16 protein-coding genes are annotated in these 16,435 nt (G+C 33.0%); 7 read left to right on the forward strand and 9 right to left on the reverse strand.

The window, feature by feature from the left end; translation table 11 throughout:
• The first annotated feature begins 146 nt into the window (after nucleotides 1-146).
• From GSY47_RS01245 to rny, 3 genes are all read left to right on the forward strand, one after another.
• On the forward strand, nucleotides 147-437 hold the full coding sequence (locus GSY47_RS01245; protein ID WP_144218050.1) for a hypothetical protein: 291 nt from the start codon (nucleotides 147-149) through the stop codon (nucleotides 435-437).
• 4 nt (nucleotides 438-441) lie between these two features.
• A complete protein-coding gene (locus GSY47_RS01250) occupies nucleotides 442-735 on the forward strand; it encodes a cell division protein ZapA (protein ID WP_179008223.1) in 294 nt (97 codons plus the stop codon).
• Nucleotides 736-944: 209 nt separating this feature from the next.
• A complete protein-coding gene (gene rny / locus GSY47_RS01255; RefSeq protein WP_179008221.1) occupies nucleotides 945-2,504 on the forward strand; it encodes a ribonuclease Y in 1,560 nt (519 codons plus the stop codon).
• A gap of 70 nt (nucleotides 2,505-2,574) precedes the next feature.
• Here rny and GSY47_RS01260 read toward each other — a convergent pair whose 3' ends face one another.
• The 5 genes from GSY47_RS01260 to GSY47_RS01280 form a co-directional block, all read right to left on the reverse strand.
• Nucleotides 2,575-4,023: a PAS domain-containing sensor histidine kinase gene (locus GSY47_RS01260; protein ID WP_246611233.1), complete on the reverse strand. Its 1,449-nt coding sequence runs from the start codon at nucleotides 4,021-4,023 to the stop codon at nucleotides 2,575-2,577.
• 224 nt (nucleotides 4,024-4,247) lie between these two features.
• Nucleotides 4,248-5,144, reverse strand: a complete 897-nt coding sequence (gene xerD / locus GSY47_RS01265) for a site-specific tyrosine recombinase XerD (RefSeq protein WP_179008216.1) — start codon at nucleotides 5,142-5,144, stop codon at nucleotides 4,248-4,250.
• A gap of 82 nt (nucleotides 5,145-5,226) precedes the next feature.
• Complete coding sequence (locus tag GSY47_RS01270) at nucleotides 5,227-5,838, reverse strand: porin family protein (protein WP_179008214.1); 612 nt, start codon at nucleotides 5,836-5,838, stop codon at nucleotides 5,227-5,229.
• Between the two features lie 141 nt (nucleotides 5,839-5,979).
• Nucleotides 5,980-6,558: a porin family protein gene (locus tag GSY47_RS01275; protein ID WP_179008213.1), complete on the reverse strand. Its 579-nt coding sequence runs from the start codon at nucleotides 6,556-6,558 to the stop codon at nucleotides 5,980-5,982.
• 201 nt (nucleotides 6,559-6,759) lie between these two features.
• The gene (locus GSY47_RS01280; RefSeq protein ID WP_179008211.1) at nucleotides 6,760-7,263 is read right to left on the reverse strand and encodes a porin family protein; all 504 of its coding nucleotides are present in this window, start codon (nucleotides 7,261-7,263) and stop codon (nucleotides 6,760-6,762) included.
• A 284-nt stretch (nucleotides 7,264-7,547) separates the two neighbouring features.
• Between GSY47_RS01280 and GSY47_RS01285 the strand changes: the two genes are divergently transcribed.
• From GSY47_RS01285 to GSY47_RS01295, 3 genes are all read left to right on the forward strand, one after another.
• The gene (locus tag GSY47_RS01285; protein WP_179008210.1) at nucleotides 7,548-8,108 is read left to right on the forward strand and encodes a porin family protein; all 561 of its coding nucleotides are present in this window, start codon (nucleotides 7,548-7,550) and stop codon (nucleotides 8,106-8,108) included.
• A gap of 130 nt (nucleotides 8,109-8,238) precedes the next feature.
• On the forward strand, nucleotides 8,239-8,652 hold the full coding sequence (gene aroQ, locus GSY47_RS01290; RefSeq protein ID WP_066035150.1) for a type II 3-dehydroquinate dehydratase: 414 nt from the start codon (nucleotides 8,239-8,241) through the stop codon (nucleotides 8,650-8,652).
• A gap of 190 nt (nucleotides 8,653-8,842) precedes the next feature.
• Nucleotides 8,843-11,332 (forward strand): DUF5686 and carboxypeptidase regulatory-like domain-containing protein, encoded by a 2,490-nt coding sequence (locus GSY47_RS01295; protein ID WP_179008208.1) that lies wholly within the window; start codon nucleotides 8,843-8,845, stop codon nucleotides 11,330-11,332.
• A 249-nt stretch (nucleotides 11,333-11,581) separates the two neighbouring features.
• Here GSY47_RS01295 and GSY47_RS01300 read toward each other — a convergent pair whose 3' ends face one another.
• From GSY47_RS01300 to GSY47_RS01315, 4 genes are all read right to left on the reverse strand, one after another.
• Nucleotides 11,582-12,460, reverse strand: coding sequence for a cation diffusion facilitator family transporter (locus tag GSY47_RS01300; protein WP_179008206.1), 879 nt, complete (start codon nucleotides 12,458-12,460; stop codon nucleotides 11,582-11,584).
• Nucleotides 12,461-12,549: 89 nt separating this feature from the next.
• Nucleotides 12,550-13,863 carry a UDP-N-acetylglucosamine 1-carboxyvinyltransferase gene (gene murA / locus GSY47_RS01305; protein WP_179008203.1) on the reverse strand — a complete coding sequence of 438 codons (1,314 nt, stop codon included), beginning with the start codon at nucleotides 13,861-13,863 and terminating at the stop codon, nucleotides 12,550-12,552.
• 103 nt (nucleotides 13,864-13,966) lie between these two features.
• Entirely contained in the window at nucleotides 13,967-14,713 is a 747-nt protein-coding gene (locus GSY47_RS01310; protein ID WP_219071074.1) for a DUF4290 domain-containing protein, read from the reverse strand.
• Between the two features lie 3 nt (nucleotides 14,714-14,716).
• Nucleotides 14,717-15,013, reverse strand: coding sequence for a DUF493 family protein (locus tag GSY47_RS01315; RefSeq protein WP_179008199.1), 297 nt, complete (start codon nucleotides 15,011-15,013; stop codon nucleotides 14,717-14,719).
• Between the two features lie 425 nt (nucleotides 15,014-15,438).
• Between GSY47_RS01315 and GSY47_RS01320 the strand changes: the two genes are divergently transcribed.
• Complete coding sequence (locus GSY47_RS01320; RefSeq protein WP_179008197.1) at nucleotides 15,439-16,350, forward strand: carboxylesterase family protein; 912 nt, start codon at nucleotides 15,439-15,441, stop codon at nucleotides 16,348-16,350.
• Nucleotides 16,351-16,435 lie beyond the last annotated feature (85 nt).

Genomic DNA, 16,435 nt, shown 5'->3' on the forward strand with positions numbered 1-16,435 from the left:
GGGTAAAACCGAAGAGAAATCCATAAAAATACAATAACCTGAAATTCATTAATTTGCCTATTTTTAATGTAAAAAAATCGATAAAAAATTGCATTAATAAAAAGGAATACTAACTTTGTAGGATTAAGTAATGAATAGGATGTATAATGAGTGTAATTGCAGAAATAATTGATACTCTTGAATATAAAGTCGAAAAGCTTTTTGAAAAATCAAAAGGTTTGGAGAAAAACAATCAAGTATTACGATTAGAATTATCCAAAGCTGCGCAAATTATCCAGAAACAATCTGAAGAAATTGAAGCTTTGAAAAAGCAAAATGAAACACTTAAGATAGCCAATTCGTTGCTTGGCAGCGACAACAACAAGAGAGAGACAAAGCTTAAAATAAATTCATTAATTCGCGAAATTGATTACTGTATAGCACAATTATCAGATTAGTAATATGGACGGAAAGCTTAAAATTAAAATATCAATTGCAGACCGCGTTTATCCTTTAACGGTTGAACCATCTCAGGAAGAAGGACTTAGAAGTGCCTCAAAAAAAATTGATGCTATGATCAAGCAATTCGAAGAAAATTACGCAGTTCGTGACAAACAAGATGTTCTGGCCATGTGTGCACTACAATTTGCATCGCAGGTTGAACAAAAACAAATTGATAACGCAATCGATGGAGAAGAAACTATCGAAAGAATTAAAAGATTAAACACGCTTTTAGATCAATATCTCGAAAATTAAACGTTCTTTACAGAAACTAAGATACTGCCTACATTAGTTCACAATTGGTAAACTCAACACTAACAATTTAGAATGAGCAAATCGTCGCTACTATAGTATGCCCTCCTTTTGGCTGGGAAACTTGAACAGTGAGTTAGCTCAAAACTTGTCTTTACGAGTTTATACAAGCAATTAATGTAGGCTTTTTTTATATATAAACCCTAACAAACATGGACATCATAACGATCATTATTGGTATTGTAGGTATTGCGGCTGGTTTTGCAATAGCTAAAATTATCGAGAAAAGCAATATTTCAAACCTTATCAAAAACGCCAAAAAAGAAGCCGCTTCAATCTTGAAAGACGCTAATTTAGAAGCTGAAAATATTAAAAAAGATAAAATCCTTCAAGCAAAAGAGCGTTTTATCGAATTGAAATCAGAACATGAACAAGTTATTTTAGCGCGAGATAAAAAAGTAGCTGAAGTAGAAAAACGCGTTCGAGATAAAGAATCTCAAGTTTCAAATGAACTTTCTAAAGCTAAAAAAATCAATGACGATTTTGAAGCTAAAACCGCTGAATTCAATAATAAAATTGAAGTTTTAGACAAAAAACAAGCTGAAGTTGACAAACTTCATAAAAGTCAGCTACAACAATTAGAAGTAATCTCTGGTCTTTCTGCAGAAGAAGCGAAAGAGCAGCTGGTTGAAGGTTTAAAAGCTGAAGCTAAAACAAAAGCTATGTCTCATATTCAAGAAACTATTGAAGAGGCTAAACTTACCGCACAGCAAGAAGCTAAGAAAATCATCATCAATACGATCCAAAGAGTTGGAACTGAAGAAGCAGTTGAAAACTGTGTTTCTGTTTTTAACATTGAATCTGACGATGTAAAAGGTAGAATTATCGGACGTGAAGGACGTAATATTAGAGCACTTGAAGCGGCTACTGGAGTTGAAATCATTGTTGATGATACACCTGAAGCAATCATTCTTTCTTGTTTTGATCCTGTTCGTAGAGAGATTGCTCGTTTGTCTTTACACAAATTAGTAACCGACGGACGTATTCACCCTGCAAGAATCGAAGAAGTTGTGGCTAAAACAGCAAAACAAATCGACGATGAAATTATCGAAGTTGGAAAACGTACGGTAATCGATTTAGGGATTCACGGTTTACACCCAGAATTGATTAAAGTTGTAGGTAGAATGAAATATCGTTCTTCTTACGGACAAAACTTATTACAGCACTCAAGAGAAGTTTCTAAACTTTGCGGTATCATGGCTGCAGAATTAGGACTAAACGTGAAATTGGCAAAAAGAGCCGGTTTATTACACGATATTGGAAAAGTGCCAGATACAGAAAGTGATTTGCCACACGCATTATTAGGTATGCAGTGGGCTGAGAAATACGGTGAAAAAGAAGAAGTTTGTAATGCGATTGGAGCTCACCACGACGAGATCGAAATGAAATCATTGCTTTCTCCAATTATTCAAGTTTGTGATGCTATTTCTGGAGCTAGACCTGGAGCTAGACGTCAGGTTTTGGATTCTTATATCCAACGTTTAAAAGATCTTGAAGACGTAGCTTACGGATTCAGCGGAGTTAAGAATGCTTATGCAATCCAAGCTGGTAGAGAGCTTCGTGTAATTGTAGAAAGCGAAAAAGTTTCAGATGACAATGCTGCAAACTTATCTTTCGAAATTTCACAAAAAATCCAAACAGAAATGACTTATCCTGGACAAGTAAAAGTAACAGTAATTAGAGAAACTAGAGCTGTTAATATTGCTAAGTAATCAAGATAACATACATAAAAAAATAAAGGCTGTCAATCGACAGCCTTTATTTTTATCTCTAATTTAAACCTCACATATCATTAAAAACGATTTTAAAGCTCGTTCCCACTCCTACTTCACTTTCCACCAAAACAGTTCCTTTCATCGCTTCTATTTGATTTTTGGTAATATACAATCCAATTCCGCGGGCTTCTTCGTGTTTATGGAAAGTTTTATACATTCCGAATAATAAATCTCCGTACACTTTCAGATCTATTCCAAGTCCGTTATCGGTAATTTTAAGAGATTTAAAACCTTCTGGCTCCAACGCAAAATCAAACACTATAACTGGATCTCTATCTGGATGTGCATATTTGATAGCATTGGTTGTAAAGTTTAATAAAACACTTTCCATGTAAGCTGGATTAAAATTAATCGTCAAATATTTCGGAACATTATTTACAATTGTCACTTTACGCTGCTTATCATATCCTTTGATTGTTGAAATCGTTTTTTCGATGTACTCACACAACTTTAAAGGCACAACTGCAATATTGATATTACTCTGTGTTTTTACAATCTGCGTTAGATTTGAAATAGTCTCATTTAAGTCATTTGAAACCGTTCTCAAATGTTCCAACATTTCCTCTACCGTTTGTCTGCTTACATCAGCATCAATAAAATCTAGAATCGATTTTATGTTACCAGCCTGCGTATTCAAATTATGCGAAACAATATGCGAAAAATTCAGCAAACGACTATTTTGATCACTGTACAATTTCATTGTTTTTATAAGATCAAGCTCTTTTTCTTTTTGCGCAGAAATATCGGTATGTGTACCAATAACACGTAATGGCTTTCCATTTTCATCACGTTTAATTACTTTCCCTCGATCCAAAATCCATTTATAATTACCGCTCGATGTCATTACACGATGGTAATTTTCATAATACGGAATTTTATTATCAAAATGTTCCTGAATGTCCGAGTAATATTTTGGCAGATCGTCTGGATGCACAATTTTATCCCAGCGTTCTGGATCGTCAAAAATATCGGCAGATTCTAACTCCAAAATTTTTAATGACAGCGAAGAATAGAAAACACTATTGGTCACCATATCCCAATCCCAAATTCCGGCAGTAGAAGCATCAAGAGCAAACTGAAAACGTTCTTCAGATATCCTAAGCTTTTCTTCTTTGTCTTTTAAGTCTGTTATATCCGAAACATGACCATAGAAAATAACATTCCCATCCATGGTCAATTCTGTTTTCGCTGCGATTTTAAACCAGCGAATTCCTTTCTTAGGAAGCATCGCTCTAAACTCTATTTCCCAAGGCTTAATCTCTTTCCTGGCTTTAACCAAAGATTGAAAAAAAAACTCACGATCCTGCGCTACAATTCTATTGTAGATTACAACCTTTATATCATCAGTAAAATCAGTGGCGGAGAGTTCAAATATTTCATCTGCCGACTTGCTTACAAGTGGAAATGAATAATTATTATCAGCATCAATAATAAATTGAAAAAGTAAGTCAGGCATTTCGGCCAACAATTTTTTATAAAAATTATTTACCTCCAAGCAATCGTCATTCCCATATAAATCAAAAACCATATACTACTTCTTTTATGTAAATAAAATATTCAGACTTTTTTCTTCAAAAAAGAGAGAAAAATCACAACTTATTTCGATATTGTTTTTATTACAACAACTTTTTAACACAATATATAAATTTTTCCAACAAAACAAACGTAACATTTAAAAAATTATTTTCTTGGATGAAAACTATACATCACTTCTTTCAAGAAACTGCGATCTAAATGCACATAAATTTCTGTTGTTGTAATTGATTCGTGACCTAGCATTAGTTGGATTGACCTTAAATCTGCTCCATTTTCAAGTAAATGTGTAGCAAAAGAATGTCGTAGTGTATGGGGACTTATACTTTTTTTCAAACCTATTTTTTGAGCGAGATCTTTAATGATCGTAAAAATCATGGCTCTTGTTAATTGATTTCCTCTTCTATTGAGAAACAGGGTATCTTCAGCGCCTTTTTTAATCGTTTGATTTGATCGCACGGCATTTCTGTAAATATCAATATACTTTTGGGTTAATGAGCCAATTGGCACAAATCGCTCTTTGTTTCCTTTACCTGTAATTTTAATAAAACCTTCATCAAAATACAAATCAGAAATTTTAAGAGTTGTTAATTCCGAAACACGAAGTCCACAACCATATAATGTTTCAAGAATTGCTCTATTTCGCTCACCTTCATTGGTACTTAAATCAATTGCATCTATTAAATTATCAATTTCTTCAAGAGACAAGGTATCTGGCAGCTTGCGACCTGTTTTAGGGGCTTCAATTAATTCTAAAGGATTATCATTTCTGTAATCTTCAAAAACCAAGTAATTAAAGAAACTTTTCAGTCCCGAAATAATACGTGCCTGAGATCTTGGATTTACTTCTTTTGCAACACTGTAAATAAACTGTTGCAATGTTTCATCGGAAATTTTAATTGGAGAAACATCTATTTGATTGGTTTCTAAGAAAAGACACAGACGTTCAATATCAAAGCTGTAGTTTTCAATCGTGTTTTTAGACAAACCTCTTTCTATCCTTAAATACGACTGATAATCTTTAATATATCTGCTCCAATTCATATTTACAAAGTAAGTGATTTTTTGGCATAAAAAAACCTTCCTTTTTTAGAGGAAGGTCTTTTTCTATATTTTAAAATCTTGATTAAAATTTATATCCTACTGATAATGAAAAAACACCATTGTGAACTTTTGAATCATCACCAGCTTCAGTTTTAGCAATATTAGCCAAACCTAAATTATATCTGGCGCTTGCAAATATATTTTCGGTAAATTCGTAACCTGCTCCAAAATTCAACCCAAAATCAATTGATTCAAAATTTTCTTTAATATCTTGTTTATTATCAACATTTAGATCATCTACCTTTATTCTTGCTTTTGCTGAAGTTAAAAATCCAATTTGCGGACCAGCTTCAACAAAGAACTTTTCCGCCGCAAAATATTTAAACATAACCGGCACATTGATATAATCTAAGTTAAAACATGTTTTAGCTTCATATCCATCTAATTCGATATCATCAAATCTAGTTCCTTGAGTAGAATACAAAAGCTCAGGTTGTAATGCAAATTTCTCAGAAAATTTTATTTCAACGAAAGCACCCGCATGAAATCCAAATTTTGACTTCAAATCCATCCCTTCCGTATCACCTGACAAACTTGACAAGTTCAAACCACCTTTAACTCCATACTTAACTTCTTGTGCATTTGCAAATCCAAATGCCATAACTACAATTGCAGTTAAAATATTTTTTTTCATTTTTTTGTTTTTGGTTAAATTAATTGAGTCAAATATAAAAATTTACTTACGATATACTAATTTTATTTTAACAATAAAAATACTTATAACAAAAAAAACCTTTCACAATGAAAGGCTTTTAGTTATACTTATCAAGAAAGCTTAGAATCTATATGCAGCGTATAACGCTAAGTTGCTGTTCTTTGGACTATCGTAGTACTCATCAAAATCATCAACATTGTAATCAAGAACATTTGACAAACCAACTGTGTAGCGAATACCAGCAGAGAAATTATCTGTAAAATTGTAACCTGCTCCAAAATTGAACCCAAGGTCTACAGATTTAAAACTATCTTTTACATCATTTCCATCAGCTTTAGCAGAAACTAAAAATCCAATTTGCGGACCTGCCTCAACAGTAAATTGCTTTGTTACATAAAACTTTGCCAATACAGGAACATTAATATAGTTTAATTTCCAGTCTTCGTCTTGCCCTCCAAAACCGTCAACTTTAGTCCCTTGAGTTGAAAATAAAAGCTCTGGCTGAATAGATAACCTTTCAATGATTTTAATTTCTGCAAAACCACCTACTTGAAATCCTATTAAAGCTTTTGTATCATCAACATCTCCTCCAACTAAAGAAGATATGTTTAAACCTCCTTTTACCCCAAATCTAGTTTCTTGAGCATTGGTAAATGCAAATGCCATTAAAGCAATGGCAGATAAAATAATTTTCTTCATCTTAATTTGTTTTGGTTAAATTTTAACCAAATATAAAAATATTCTTCATAAAAACTAATTTGGTTTTTAACAAATAAAATAGTAATAAGTATAGATACTGTTAACTGTAGATCAATTTGTTTTTAAATCCTCAAAAAAAGAAAAAGAAAAAAGCCTTTTCAATACTGAAAAGGCTCTTTAAAAAAATTAACAAATTAATTTTTAGAAGTGTAATGCAAATCCAACGTTGAATTGCAAAAAGCTTTTCCCATAATCTTCATTAGTCGTTACATTGTATCTTAAACCTGGTTCAATAGAAACATTATTTCCAAGAAACAAGGCATATCCTCCTTGAAGTCCAATAAAAGAAGGATTATGATCAACATCTTTTATACTAACTCCTGTATAAGAAGCTTCAAGTGGAAATTTATTCAATAAATAATATTTTGCTCCAACCTTGTACGAGAAAATACTAGAATCACCATCATCTCCATAACCTAAACCTAATTTAACAGCCAAATTATCTGCAACAAAATAACCTCCCTCTGCTCCAACATTCCAAGAGGTGTCTCCATCAACCGAAGTCAAACTAAATGCTGTATTACCAGTTTTTGCTCCAAAAGCTGTATTAGCCTCAATTAACCATTTCCCTTTTGCTGTTTGTTCTTGTGCATTAGCAAATCCAAAAGCCATTACTGCAATAGCAGCTAAAACAATTTTTTTCATGTTTATATTTTTTAATTATTGAGATCAAAACTAAGATTAGGCCTACAAAAAAAAATCCTCCAAAAGTCTAAAAAATATCAAAATAAGACATAAAAAAATACTCAAAAAGAAACCTGATAATCAACGCCATACCTTAAAAAATCGTCGTCTAACTACTCAAAAAACAAAATATAGTGGGAATTTTAGTAATTATTTAATCTAAATTATAAGGCAATAAAATGCTAAATATGTAGTTTTGAACTTTAGAATAACATTTAAATACCAAAAATTTAAAAAACATTTTTATGAAAAAAATAATTGTAGCCGCTGTATTGTTCCTAGCAACATCAGCAACGATGAATGCACAATTTGTACAAATCGGGGTTAAAGCAGGGGTTAACTTTGCTAACCAAACTGGAGGTTCTGACTTTAATGGAATTTCAGTTGACAAAGAAGGTATTACAAGTTACCATGCAGGTCTTGTGGCAGAACTTAAATTATTAGAAAAATTCTCCATTCAGCCTGAGCTTTTGTATACTACACAAGGAGCGACTTATAAAGATGCTTTTTCTGAATTTAAAAATGAAATGGGCTATATTGCTATTCCAGTAATGGCAAAAATCTATATGACTAAATCTCTTAGCTTAGAACTTGGTCCACAAGCTTCATTTCTTGTAAGCAATAAAAAAGAATTTGACGTTGCAGATCCAAAAACATTTGATTTTTCTCTTAATGCAGGTTTAGGATTAAAAGTTGTTGGCGGTCTTTTTGTTCAAGCTCGTTACGGAATTGGTTTAACTGAAATTTCAAAAGAAGCTGACTTTAAAAACTCTGTATTCCAACTTTCAGCTGGTTACATGTTCTAAAAGAATATCACATACTTTTATAAAAACCGTTCTATTAATTAGAGCGGTTTTTTTATTTTTACACAATTCAATGGCAATATCAAAAGTCAATGTCAACTTCAATAAAATACCTCAACATAAATAATTAAACATGAAAATCTGCATTATCAATGGCCCAAATTTGAATCTTTTAGGAAAACGTGAACCAGAAGTTTACGGAAGCCAGACCTTTGAAGATTATTTTGAAACGTTGAAACAAAAATTCCCAAACATTGAACTTTCTTATTATCAAAGCAATATTGAAGGCGAATTGATTGGAAAAATTCAGGAAGTTGGTTTTTCGTTTGATGGAATTATTTTGAATGCAGGAGCTTATACTCATACTTCAATTGGTTTGGGTGATGCAATGAAAGCCGTAACGACTCCAGTTATCGAAGTTCATATTTCTAATACTTATGCGAGAGAAAGTTTCAGACATCAATCATACTTATCAGGAAATGCAAAAGGGGTTATTCTAGGTTTCGGATTAAAAAGTTACGAATTAGCAATTCAATCTTTTTTATAAATATCGTCTCCCTGAGCGAAATCGAAGGACTCATCTACTGTAAAAAGCTTCGACTTCGCTCAGCTTGATAATCAAATTCGTTCCCTAAATAACAGAACTCCTAAGTTCATCAATTCACTTATTTTAATTTAACAAATTATTAATAAGCTCGTTTTTAAGTTATTCTATTTTTGTAAGAGAAACTACTTACATGAGAAACTTTACGCTACTTGCCTTTTTAATTTTTTCTATTTCTAATTTCGCCCAAATCAAAGGAACTATAACCGATGAAAAGGGAAATCCGCTTCCGTTTGTTTCCATTTTTGAAGAAGGAACTTATAGAGGAACCACTTCAAATGAACAGGGACAATATCAATTACAAGTAAAAGAAATTGGTAAAAACCGAATTGTATTTCAATATTTAGGTTTTAAAACACAAAAAATAACGGTTTCCCCAGATTCCAAAAACGTTACTTTGGACGTAAAACTCGTAGAAGAAAGTTTTGCCTTAAACGAAGTTGTAATTGATCCCAAAAACAATCCTGCCAATGCTATAATCAAAAGTGCCATAGTAAACAAAAAAGAAAACTCAGATAAAACAGGAAGATTTACAGCCGATTTCTATTCAAAAGGAATGTTTAAAGTCAAAGATCTTCCTAAAAAAATTCTAGGTCAAAAAGTAGATCTTGGTGCTGACATGGCTTCCAATTTGGATTCAACAGGATCAGGGATTTTGTATTTATCTGAAACGGTTTCTAAAATTGCTTTTGAAAAACCAGCCAAACTAAAAGAGAAAATTATTGCTTCTAAAATTTCTGGAAATAACCGAGGCTATAGCTATAATACAGCTGCTTTGTCTACTTATGATTTCTATGACAATACTTTAGATTTTGATGTCAAAATGATTTCTCCTATTGCCGATAATGCTTTCAATTATTACAAATACAAATTAGAAGGAAGTTTTTATGATGATAACAATAAGCAGATTTATAAAATAAAGATCATTCCGAAACGAGATAAAGAACCTGTTTTTGAAGGTTATATTTACATTGTAGATGATAGTTTTGCGATCTATGCCATCGATCTAGATCTTAAAGGTTATCGAATGAAAAACGAATTCACCGAAACAATGTCATTAACACAGAGTTTCAGTTATAATGCAAAAAATAAAATCTGGTCTAAAAACGCCCAGACACTTTCTTTTACAGCTGGTCTTTTTGGAATAAAATTTTCTGGAAACTTTAATTATGTATATTCTAATTATGAGTTTCCTGCTTCTTTTGAAAAGAAAACGTTTGGAAATGAAATTGTTTCTTTTGAAGCCAATGCCAATAAAAAAGACAATGCCTTTTGGAATGAAATTCGCCCCATTCCGCTAACAATAGAAGAAAGCAACGATTATACAAAAAAAGACAGCCTCTTAGTCATTCGAAAATCAAAAAAATATACGGACTCTATAGATGCCAAAAACAACAAATTTAAAGTTTGGGATATTTTGATGGGTTATGACTATAAAAATACCTTCAAACAATATTCCTTCAATTATCAAGGTTTATTGAATATTGCTTCTTTAAGTTTCAATACTGTTCAGGGATTCAATTTAGACTCCGGTTTTTCATTTAAAAAAGAAAATGAAGAGAAAGGAAAATCAACTTCAATTGGAACCACTTTTAATTATGGTTTTTCAGACGAACGTTTTAGAGCAACTGGATATTTTTCGCATAAATTCAACAATATAAATTATGCTACAATTGGGGCTTCCGGAGGAACAAAAGTAGCTCAATTTAATAGCTCAGAACCCATTACAAAACTGGTCAATTCTGTAAGTTCTTTATTCTTTAAAGATAATTACATGAAGTTGTACAACTTAGAATATGCACAAGTTAATTATTCCCAAGACGTATCAAATGGCGTTAATTTATTTGCGAAAGTGGCTTACGAACAGCGAAAACCGCTCTTTAACACAACCGACTATTCTTTCTTTAAAAGAGACGATTTGTATTCTTCCAACAATCCTTTAGATCCAAATGACTTCACCATCGCTCCGTTTGAACAACATCATTTGTTTAAAACAGGGATTAATGCACGAATTAATTTTGGCAATAAATACATTTCAAGACCTGATGGAAGATATAATTTTAAAGACGATAGATATCCTACTTTAACTTTAGGTTTCGAAAAAGCTTTTGCAGCAAGTGAAAAGAAATACGAATTTGAACGAATTGGAGCTTCTCTTCAATATGATTTAAACTTAAATAACAAAGGCACTTTAGGCATGAATTTCAGAGCTGGAAAATTCTTTAATGCCGAGAATATTGCTTTTATAGATTACAGACATTTCAACGGAAATCAAACTCATGTTGGAACGACGGGACGTTACTTAAATGTTTTCAATTTAATGCCTTATTATGCCAACAGTACGAATGACAGTTATCTTGAAATGCATCTGGAACACAATGATAACGGATATGTAATGAATAAAATTCCATTATTGAATCTTTTAAAATCGACAATGAATATCGGGTTTCATTCTTTGGCAATCCCAGACCGAAAACCTTATACAGAATATACAATTGGTTTAGACAATTTAGGTTTCGGAAAATTCAAATTATTCCGCGTAGATTATGTGCATTCTTATCAAGGAGGAGTTCAGCAAAATGGTGTTGTATTTGGGCTGAAGATTTTGAATGCGTTAGACTAAGATACTAAGATGCTGAGATGCTAAGATTCTAAGTTTTCGTTTAGTGCTTAATACTAATTTTTGTCAGGCTGAGCGATTCCGAAGCTTCGGGAGAAGGCCGCGCAAAGATTTTCTAACTAAAAAACTGCTTAATTTACAATCTTGTTAAAGTAGATTGTAAATTAAGCAGTTTTTTTATGATTTCAAGGAAATGATATTTACATGCTAAAGAAAAACTTAGAATCTCAGCATCTCAAAACCTTAGCACCTTTAGCAATGATAATCATCCGGTTCAATATGAATCAAAACATTTCCTAACTGCGGAATTTTTTCTTTTAAAGTGTCTTGTAGTTTATGAGACAAATCATGCCCTTCTTTTACCGAAATTGCAGCTGAAACTATCGCATGTAAATCAACATGATAACGCATTCCTGCTTTACGGATAAAACATTTTTCTGTTCCTAAAATTCCAGGAACTGTCAGAGCTACAACGCGAATTTCTTCTACTAAGTCATCGTTTAGGTTTTCATCCATAATTTCGCCAAGCGCAGGTCTGAAAATTTTATAACTATTATATAAAATAAAAAATGCAGCAAAAAGAGCAGCCCAATCATCTGCCGATTCGTAGCCTTTCCCCATTATTAAAGCAATCGAAATTCCGATAAAAGCCGCTACAGAAGTTATTGCATCGCTTCTATGATGCCATGCGTCTGCCGCTAAAGAAGAACTATTGGTCTGTTTACTTCGTTTCATTACCAAACGAAAAGAATATTCCTTCCATATAATAATGGCTCCCAAAACATACAATGTCCAAGATTTTGGTAAATCGTGTGAAGTTCCAATATTGGCAATACTTTCGTATCCAATAATTGTGGCCGATGTTATTAAAAACCCAACCACCAAAAAAGTAATTAGAGGTTCAGCACGACCATGACCATAAGGATGATTTTCATCTGCCGGTTTATTAGAATATTTAATTCCGAATAAAACCAGACAAGACGAGAATATATCTGTAGTTGATTCGATTGCATCAGCAATTAAGGCATAAGAATTGCCAAAAAAACCTGCCAATCCTTTTATCAAGGCCAGGCAGGTGTTTCCTATTATACTAAAAATAGTAGCTTTTATAGCTTTTTGTTCGTTTGTCATTTAGACTATTTTTTTTTTAGCCACGAATTCACAAATTATTTTTTATAATCTTTGACGATTTGAATTCGTGAATTCGTGGCTATCAACTTTTAAGCTCTCACGATTTTTGCCCCGATTGCTCTTAAACGCTCATCGATACGCTCATATCCACGGTCGATTTGCTCAATATTTTGAATAGTACTTGTTCCTTTTGCAGAAAGCGCCGCAATCAACAATGAAATTCCCGCACGAATATCAGGAGAAGACATTGTTGTAGCTTTTAATTGAGATTCAAAATTATGCCCCATAACCACAGCTCTGTGCGGATCACATAACATGATTTTTGCTCCCATATCAATCAGTTTGTCCACAAAGAATAAACGGCTTTCGAACATTTTTTGGTGAATTAAAACATCTCCTTTTGCCTGTGTTGCTACAACCAAAACGATACTTAATAAGTCAGGTGTAAATCCTGGCCAAGGTGCATCAGCAATTGTTAAGATAGAACCGTCGATATCTGTTTTTACTTCATATCCGTTTTTATGAGCTGGAATGTAAATGTCGTCGTTACGTTTTTCGATTGTAATTCCTAATTTTCTAAAAGTATTTGGAATCAAACCTAAATTTTCCCAGCTTACATTTTTGATTGTGATTTCACTTTTTGTCATAGCCGCAAGACCAATCCAAGAACCAATTTCGATCATATCAGGAAGAATTCTGTGCTCGCAACCACCAAGGCTTTCAACACCTTCGATAGTCAATAAGTTTGAACCAACTCCTGTAATTTTTGCCCCCATAGAGTTCAGCATTTTACATAGTTGCTGTAAATATGGTTCACAGGCTGCATTGTAAACAGTAGTTTTTCCTTTTGCTAAAACTGCAGCCATTACAATGTTTGCGGTTCCAGTTACAGATGCCTCGTCTAAAAGCATATCTGTTCCTTGAAGACCTTCAGCAGGAGATTCCACTCCATAAAAATGATCTTCTCTATTATATCTGAACTTTGCTCCAAGATTAATAAAACCTTCAAAGTGCGTATCTAATCTACGACGTCCAATTTTATCTCCACCCGGTTTTGGAATATATCCTTTTCCGAAACGAGCTAAAAGAGGCCCAACAATCATAATAGAACCACGAAGCGCTCCACCTTCTTTTTTGAAAGCTTCGGTTTCTAAATATCCAACATTAACTTCATCAGCTTGAAATGTAATAGAACCTGGTTCATTACGTTGAATTTTTACCCCTAAATTACCCAGCAAAGTGATTAATTTATTGATGTCTATAATATCAGGAATGTTATTAATTTTTACTTTCTCTCCTGTTAGAAGCACGGCACATAAAATTTGTAATGCCTCATTTTTTGCTCCTTGCGGAGTGATTTCTCCTTTTAAAGGAGTTCCTCCTTCGATTTTAAAAATTCCCATAGATCTTTGTTAAGGTTCTTTCAAAGTTTCTAAGATTCTGAGATTCTAAGACTCTAAGTAAAAAACTTAGCATCTTAGAAACTTAGCGTCTAAGTAACTTTTTTTATTTTTGATTATTGTTTTTTTGAAATGTCTTTTTTTGACCGCCTTTGTTGTTGTTGTTGTTGTTGTTGTTGTTGTTTTTGTTGTTATTCTGAATTTTTGGCTGCGCACCAGAAGCTGTTTTATTAGACATGCGTTTATTGGTACGCATTAAATCTGTTGTATTCAACAACTCTTCTGTACTGTGCAATAAATTGATTTTTCCGCCTGATAACTCATATAAATGTTCGAAAATCACATCATCTTTCACGGTATCTTTGTTCCAGCTTAAGAAAGATTTTTTCATGTGATTAGCTATAACCATTACTAATGCCGTTTTCATCTCTCCTTCTTCCCATTTATTGGCAACATCAATCATGTATTTGATATTATTCCCATAAAATCTGTATTTTGGAAAGTTCTGCGGATATTGTAAAATCTCTGGTTTTAACTGCAAAACGTCTCTTGATGGAATCGGATATGGCGATTCAACATTCAGTTTAAAATCAGACATAATAAAAAGCTGATCCCAAAGTTTATGTTGAAAATCTGGCACGTCACGCAAATGCGGATTCAAACTTCCCATAACCTGAATAATGTATTTCGCTGCTTTGTTGCGCGTTTCATCATCTTCGATTGCAGTAGCCTGATCGATCAGTTTTTGTAAATGACGACCATACTCCGGAATAATTAATCGTTGTCTTTCAGAATTGTATTCTAAATTATAGACAACGTCACTTGCGGCTTCTCTTTTATATTTTTCGATCATAAGTTATAATGAAACTATACCTTCTATTGTAGAAACTTCCTTGTATTTACTAATCACATCGTCTGAGCTGTGCATCGTAACATCTATAGAAACACTGGTAAATTTACCTGTTTTAGATTTTGTTGTTTTAATAACCGCTCCCATTCGATCAAAAGCTTTTTCAACACGCTCCACATTGTCTGCAACAGAAGGCACAATAAATTTATATAAATATTCTGCTGGCCAAGTGTTTGCGTTATCAAGCTCTAATTTTAATCTTTCGTAAAATTCGGCTGTATTTTTTTCTTTATCGTTCTCCATTCGTAATTAAAAATAAACGCAAATATACGGTTTTGATTTTAGACTTTTGAGTTTAGATTTTAGATTTTTTTTGGGCTTAAAACTTTGTTTTAAAGGGACAAAGTTACAAAGGCGCAAAGGTGCAGAGAAAAAAGCAATCGAAGATTATTTCTTTGTAAAATTTACTGTTATATTTGAGAAAAACAATACTTAAAATATTTCTCGAAAAGTTTCTCAGAAGGAAGCATACAAAGTACTGTTTGTCATTTCGACGAAGGAGACTCGAGCGATAGCGAACTGGCGAAGCAAATCTCCGTAAGTAACTCCTCACGGTATTTTCGCCAATCTTTGTCGAGCTTCTCGTGAAGATTTCTCCTTCGTCGAAATGACAAAAATTGCGAAAACTTTGCATCTTAGCAACTTTGCGAGATTAAAAAAATACTATAATGAAAAAACTCCTTTTACTTTTTATCGTTCTTATACTCAACAACATTCAAGCGCAAGAAGTCAAAACACTAACTTATTTCCAAAACGATACTTTAAAACTGGATTTAGATTTATATCTGCCAAAGAAAAAAGCTGGCGACAAAATCCCTCTAATTATGTTTGCTTTTGGCGGAGGATTTTCTGGCGGAGAGCGCACAAGTGAGAAAGACTTCGGAAAATTTATGGCTCAAAACGGTTATGCCGTTGCGAGTATTTCGTATAGTTTATATATGAAAGGAAAAGATTTTGGATGTAAAGGAACTTTGACTGAAAAAATAAAAGCAATTCAGATTGGCGTGAGCGATATGTGGCAAGCGACCTCTTTTTTAATTGAAAATGCTGATAAATATAATTTGGACACTTCAAAAATCTTTATCTCTGGAATTAGCGCAGGCGCTGAAATTGGTTTTCATGCTTCGTTTTGGGATTATAAACTAATGAATTTATACAAAAATAATTTGCCTGAAAATTTTAAATATAAAGGTTTTATTGGCGGTTCGGGAGCCATTCAGGATATTAATTTGATTACGAAAGATAAAGCTATTCCGATGTTATTGGCGCATGGAAGCAATGATGATACAGTTCCATACAGTGCGGGTTCACATCGTTCTTGTCCAACAAATGCTTCAGGCTGGCTGATTCTTTTTGGTTCTTATGCGGTTTACAACCAGATGAAAGATTTACATAAAGACATTGAACTAATTACTTTTTGCGGTGGCGGACATGAATTCTCTGGTTATCTTTTTCATGAAGGACAACAATATGTTTTGAATTTTGCAAATGATGTTTTGAATGGAAAGAAATTTGAGTCGCATTTGATTGAGCCTTCTAAAAAAGGGAAAAGTTCTTGTGGATATTTGTTTTGTGAGTAGTTCATTTGCCTCCTGCAAGGTTTTCAAAACCTTGTAGGTATAAAATATAAGCCGAACCTACGTTTCTTTACATCTCAGACTTTTA

Source organism: Flavobacterium quisquiliarum, from assembly GCF_019308285.1.
GTDB lineage: Bacteria > Bacteroidota > Bacteroidia > Flavobacteriales > Flavobacteriaceae > Flavobacterium > Flavobacterium quisquiliarum.

What these genes read in the sequence shown, in the direction of transcription:
- GSY47_RS01310 (WP_219071074.1), bottom strand. Translation starts at nt 14,713, where the DNA reads ATGATCGAAAAATATAAAAGAGAAGCCGCAAGTGACGTTGTCTATAAT.
- GSY47_RS01245 (WP_144218050.1), top strand. Translation starts at nt 147, where the DNA reads ATGAGTGTAATTGCAGAAATAATTGATACTCTTGAATATAAAGTCGAA.
- GSY47_RS01250 (WP_179008223.1), top strand. Translation starts at nt 442, where the DNA reads ATGGACGGAAAGCTTAAAATTAAAATATCAATTGCAGACCGCGTTTAT.
- aroQ (WP_066035150.1), top strand. Translation starts at nt 8,239, where the DNA reads ATGAAAATCTGCATTATCAATGGCCCAAATTTGAATCTTTTAGGAAAA.
- rny (WP_179008221.1), top strand. Translation starts at nt 945, where the DNA reads ATGGACATCATAACGATCATTATTGGTATTGTAGGTATTGCGGCTGGT.
- GSY47_RS01270 (WP_179008214.1), bottom strand. Translation starts at nt 5,838, where the DNA reads ATGAAAAAAAATATTTTAACTGCAATTGTAGTTATGGCATTTGGATTT.
- murA (WP_179008203.1), bottom strand. Translation starts at nt 13,863, where the DNA reads ATGGGAATTTTTAAAATCGAAGGAGGAACTCCTTTAAAAGGAGAAATC.
- GSY47_RS01285 (WP_179008210.1), top strand. Translation starts at nt 7,548, where the DNA reads ATGAAAAAAATAATTGTAGCCGCTGTATTGTTCCTAGCAACATCAGCA.
- GSY47_RS01275 (WP_179008213.1), bottom strand. Translation starts at nt 6,558, where the DNA reads ATGAAGAAAATTATTTTATCTGCCATTGCTTTAATGGCATTTGCATTT.
- GSY47_RS01315 (WP_179008199.1), bottom strand. Translation starts at nt 15,013, where the DNA reads ATGGAGAACGATAAAGAAAAAAATACAGCCGAATTTTACGAAAGATTA.
- GSY47_RS01260 (WP_246611233.1), bottom strand. Translation starts at nt 4,023, where the DNA reads ATGCCTGACTTACTTTTTCAATTTATTATTGATGCTGATAATAATTAT.
- GSY47_RS01295 (WP_179008208.1), top strand. Translation starts at nt 8,843, where the DNA reads ATGAGAAACTTTACGCTACTTGCCTTTTTAATTTTTTCTATTTCTAAT.
- GSY47_RS01300 (WP_179008206.1), bottom strand. Translation starts at nt 12,460, where the DNA reads ATGACAAACGAACAAAAAGCTATAAAAGCTACTATTTTTAGTATAATA.
- xerD (WP_179008216.1), bottom strand. Translation starts at nt 5,144, where the DNA reads ATGAATTGGAGCAGATATATTAAAGATTATCAGTCGTATTTAAGGATA.
- GSY47_RS01320 (WP_179008197.1), top strand. Translation starts at nt 15,439, where the DNA reads ATGAAAAAACTCCTTTTACTTTTTATCGTTCTTATACTCAACAACATT.
- GSY47_RS01280 (WP_179008211.1), bottom strand. Translation starts at nt 7,263, where the DNA reads ATGAAAAAAATTGTTTTAGCTGCTATTGCAGTAATGGCTTTTGGATTT.